Below are 3,564 nucleotides of genomic sequence, written 5' to 3'. Positions count from 1 at the left end.
TAGGGCGGCGCGGCCGGGCGCCTCCGCGCCGGCGCGCTGCAGCAGCGCGACGAGGGTGACGAGGTCCGCCGCGCGGTCGCGGGCGATGTCGCGGCGCGCCACCAGCAGGTGGTTCACCGGCACGAAGCCGTGGCGGGCGCGGAACGCCTCGCCCGCGGCCGCGGCATCGGCGAAGACCGGGCGGAAGGCAGGGTCGTCCGGCATGTCGTTGCCGAAGATGGCGGCGTCGATCTCGCCCGCCTTCAGCATCCCCTCCAGCTTCGCGCCGGCGGGTGCGCGCTCCGCCCAGGGCGGGTCGCGATAGGCGGCGAGGTGGGCGTCCTCGAAGGTGACCCAGCGCATCGCCTCGGCCGGGATTCCGAAGCTCTCCTGCAGGATGCCGCGCAGCCACATGCCGGTGGTCTGGGAATAGGCGCGCACGCCGATGCGCTTCCCGCGCAGGTCCGCGGGGCCGGCGATGGGTCCGTCTGCGCGGCAGAGCAGCGCGGATTCCTGGAAGCGCGCGGCCAGCACGCAGGGCAGCAGCACCATATCCACGCCGGCGTGCTTCGCCATCAGGAAGGTGGCGATCGCCATCTCGCTGACGGGGTAGCGGCCTTCCCGCACCATCGGCGCGAAGGCGCGGCTGATCGGCGCGATCGCCGGCAGGTCGAGCGGCAGGGCGGGATCGGCGATGGCGCCGGCGAACAGCGCCTCCGTGCGCTTGGTGCGACCGATGGCGACTTGCAAGGGTTCAGCCATCGCAATCCTCGTAGCGCAGCCCCTTCTTCGCCAGCGCCTCGCGCATGCCGTAGATGTCGAGGCCGAGCTCGCCGGCCTTGAGGCGGGCGCGCGTGGCGTTCTCCTTCGCCTCGCGCGCGGCGGAGGCCTTCAGCACCGCCTCGGCCTCGGCGCGCCGCACCACCACCACGCCGTCGTCGTCGCCGATGACCAGGTCGCCCGGCTCCACGTATTGCCCGGCGATGGTGATGGGGACGTTCACGCTGCCCAGCGTCTCTTTCACCGTTCCCTGGGCGGAGACGGCGCGGGACCAGACGGGGAAGTTCATCTCGTGCAGCGTCGCCACGTCGCGGCAGCCCGTTTCCGTCACCAGCCCGACCACGCCGCGTGCCGCGAGAGAGCAGGCGAGCAGCTCGCCGAAATAGCCGGCATCGGAGGGCGAGGTCGGCGCGACGACGAGGATGTCGCCGGGCCGGCAGACCTCCACCGCGACATGGAACATCCAGTTGTCGCAGGGCGGGATGGAGACGGTCACCGCGGTGCCGATGGCGCGCGCTCGCGGGTAGATCGGGCGCATGTGCGACTGCAACAGCCCCTTGCGCCCCTGCGCCTCGTGGATGGTGGCGACGCCATAGGGTGCGAAGCGCGCGGCGAGTTCCGGTGCGACGCGCGGCGGGTTGCGGCGGACGAGACTCACGCGCCGACCTCCTCGAAGAAGCGTTCCACGATGGCGTTGAAGGCCGCGGCCTGCTCGAAATGGCCGGAATGGCCGGCGGTGGGCAGCAGCGCGGCGCGCGCACCCGGGATCGCGGCGGCCATCGCCGCGCCGGGCACGTCGAGCGAGACGTCCTCGCCGCATTCGACGAACAGCACGGGGCAGCGCGCCGCGGCGAGATCCGCGGGCGGGCGAGTGCGCATGGCGTCGATCGCGGCGCGCATCGCCACCCGGTCCAGCCCGCCGTTCAGCGCGCCGATGTGGTTGTAGAGGTGGTAGAGCGCCGGCTGGTCCTTCGCCATGCGCTCCCCGGTGGCGGGGGTGATGTTGCGCGCCAGCAGGTCGGCCTGCGCGGCGTTCCGGTCCGGCGCCGGGATCGGCGGGGGCAGCCGGCGCGGATCCAGCGTGCCCGTCGTCGCCGCCAGCACCAGCGCCTTCACCCGGCCCGGCCGCATCAGTGCGTATTCCACACCGGTCCAGCCGCCCATGGACTGGCCGACGAAGCGGATCTCGCCCAGCCCCAGCTCGTCCACCAGCGCCGCCAGGTCAGCGGCGAACAGCGTGGGATCCGGCACCGGCGTCGGCGAGGTGGAGGGGAAGAAGCCGCGGTGGGAGAAGGCGACGCAGGTGTAGCGCGTGGCGAAATGCGCCACCTGCTGCCACCAGGACAGCAGGTTCCCGCCGAGGCCATGCGCGAAGACGATCGCCGGCCCCGTGCCCGTCACCTCGTAGGCGATCCGGCAATCGGGCCGCTCCACGAAGCCGGCGCGGCACGGGGGCGCGGCGAAACTCACGCCAGAGTCTCCACGACATGCGGGAAGACGGACTGGTAGCCCTCGCCGTACTTGATCGACTTCTCGCTGTTGCGGGCGGCCTGCGCGCCGCGCTGCAGGGCGACGCGGGTGTAGTACTCCCACAGGTGCTCCTGCCCGGCCATGCACTCGATGGCGGCGCGCTTCTTCTCCCACACGCTGTCGATGCCCAGCAGCACGTCGGGCTTCCAGTTGCACTGCTCCGGCTGGTGCGGCTCGAACAGGAAGAAGGGCGGGGCGCCCAGCACCTTCTGGTGCGGGTTGTGGCCATGCGCCTGGGCGGTGATGCGGGCGTTCTGCGCCCAGGCCGTCACCGTCGGGTGGTCGTGGTTGTAGATGTCCTCCTTGGAGTGGCTGAGGACGAATTTCGGGTGGATGGCGCGGTAGACGTCCACCAGGCGGAAGAAGGCCTCCTGCGTCAGGTTGATGGGGTAGTCGCCCAGGTCCCAGAACTGGATGTCGTGCACGCCCAGCGCGCGGGCGGCCTGCTTCGCCTCCTCCTCGCGAGCGGCCTTGACGCGCTCCAGCGTCATGCCGGGCTGCTTCCACAGCTTCGCGCTCTCGCCCCGCTCGCCGTAGGACAGGCAGATCACGGTCACCTGCCAGCCGCGCGCGGCGTGCAGCGCGATGGCGCCGCCGGCGCGCCAGACGAAGTCGGCGGAATGCGCGCTGACGACAAGGGCGGTGTCGGGCATGGGTCTCTCCTGGTGGGTCAGCGGCGCGGGCCGAAGCGGTCGGCGCCGAGGAAGGCCTGGGGGCGAAGGTCGCCGGCGGGCTGTGTGCCGGCAAGGGCGTCGGGCGCGACGCCGTCCTCCACCCAGCGCAGCAGCGGTGTAAGGCTGTCGAACTCGGTCACGCCGACGCCGCCGCGGCAATGGGCCAGGCCGGGGATCAGGAACAGGCGCGCCGCCTGCGCGGCCTGCGGCTGGTCGCGGCGCAGCGCGGCCCACCAGGCCACGGTGGACCAGGGCGAGATGTCCTGGTCCGCCAGGCCGTGCCAGACCAGCAGCCGGCCGCCGCGGGCGAAGAACGGGCCGAGATCCGTGGGCGTGGCGTCGAAGATGCGCTGGCTGTCGGCCAGCCGGGCCAGCGTCGCGGCATCGTAGCCGAGCGCGTCCGGCGTCGGCGTCTCCGTGCCGGGCGGGAAGGCGAGGTGGCGCAGCACGCCGGTGGAGAACAGGCGGGCGCGCGGCGGGGTGGCGGCGTCCTGAGGGGCGACGACGCCGGCCCAGTTGCGCTCCGACCCCGGGAGCAGCCCGCCGGCGGTCAGCCGCTCGCCCGAGGCGGTGCGGGCGCCGTCGTAGACCGCCGCCGCCG

5 protein-coding genes are annotated in these 3,564 nt (G+C 73.1%); all 5 read right to left on the bottom strand.

The window, feature by feature from the left end; translation table 11 throughout:
• The coding region (locus tag OZN99_RS27640) for a substrate-binding domain-containing protein (protein ID WP_270938440.1) at positions 1-741 on the bottom strand (741 nt) is incomplete at its 3' end.
• Positions 734-1,417, bottom strand: coding sequence for a 4-carboxy-4-hydroxy-2-oxoadipate aldolase/oxaloacetate decarboxylase (locus OZN99_RS27635; protein WP_270938439.1), 684 nt, complete (start codon positions 1,415-1,417; stop codon positions 734-736). The genes OZN99_RS27640 and OZN99_RS27635, both read right to left, overlap by 8 nt.
• Complete coding sequence (locus OZN99_RS27630) at positions 1,414-2,229, bottom strand: alpha/beta fold hydrolase (protein ID WP_270938438.1); 816 nt, start codon at positions 2,227-2,229, stop codon at positions 1,414-1,416. The genes OZN99_RS27635 and OZN99_RS27630 overlap by 4 nt, the downstream gene beginning before the upstream one ends.
• On the bottom strand, positions 2,226-2,942 hold the full coding sequence (locus tag OZN99_RS27625) for a PIG-L deacetylase family protein (protein WP_270938437.1): 717 nt from the start codon (positions 2,940-2,942) through the stop codon (positions 2,226-2,228). The genes OZN99_RS27630 and OZN99_RS27625 overlap by 4 nt, the downstream gene beginning before the upstream one ends.
• A gap of 17 nt (positions 2,943-2,959) precedes the next feature.
• On the bottom strand, positions 2,960-3,564 hold a 605-nt coding region (locus OZN99_RS27620), incomplete at its 5' end, for a tannase/feruloyl esterase family alpha/beta hydrolase (RefSeq protein WP_270938436.1).

This window comes from Falsiroseomonas oryzae (genome assembly GCF_027856955.1).
Classification (GTDB): domain Bacteria; phylum Pseudomonadota; class Alphaproteobacteria; order Acetobacterales; family Acetobacteraceae; genus Falsiroseomonas; species Falsiroseomonas oryzae.
This window is presented reverse-complemented; position numbering and strand designations above follow the sequence as displayed.

Coding starts and splice junctions, on each gene's coding strand:
- OZN99_RS27625 (WP_270938437.1), bottom strand. CDS start 2,942: ATGCCCGACACCGCCCTTGTCGTCAGCGCGCATTCCGCCGACTTCGTC.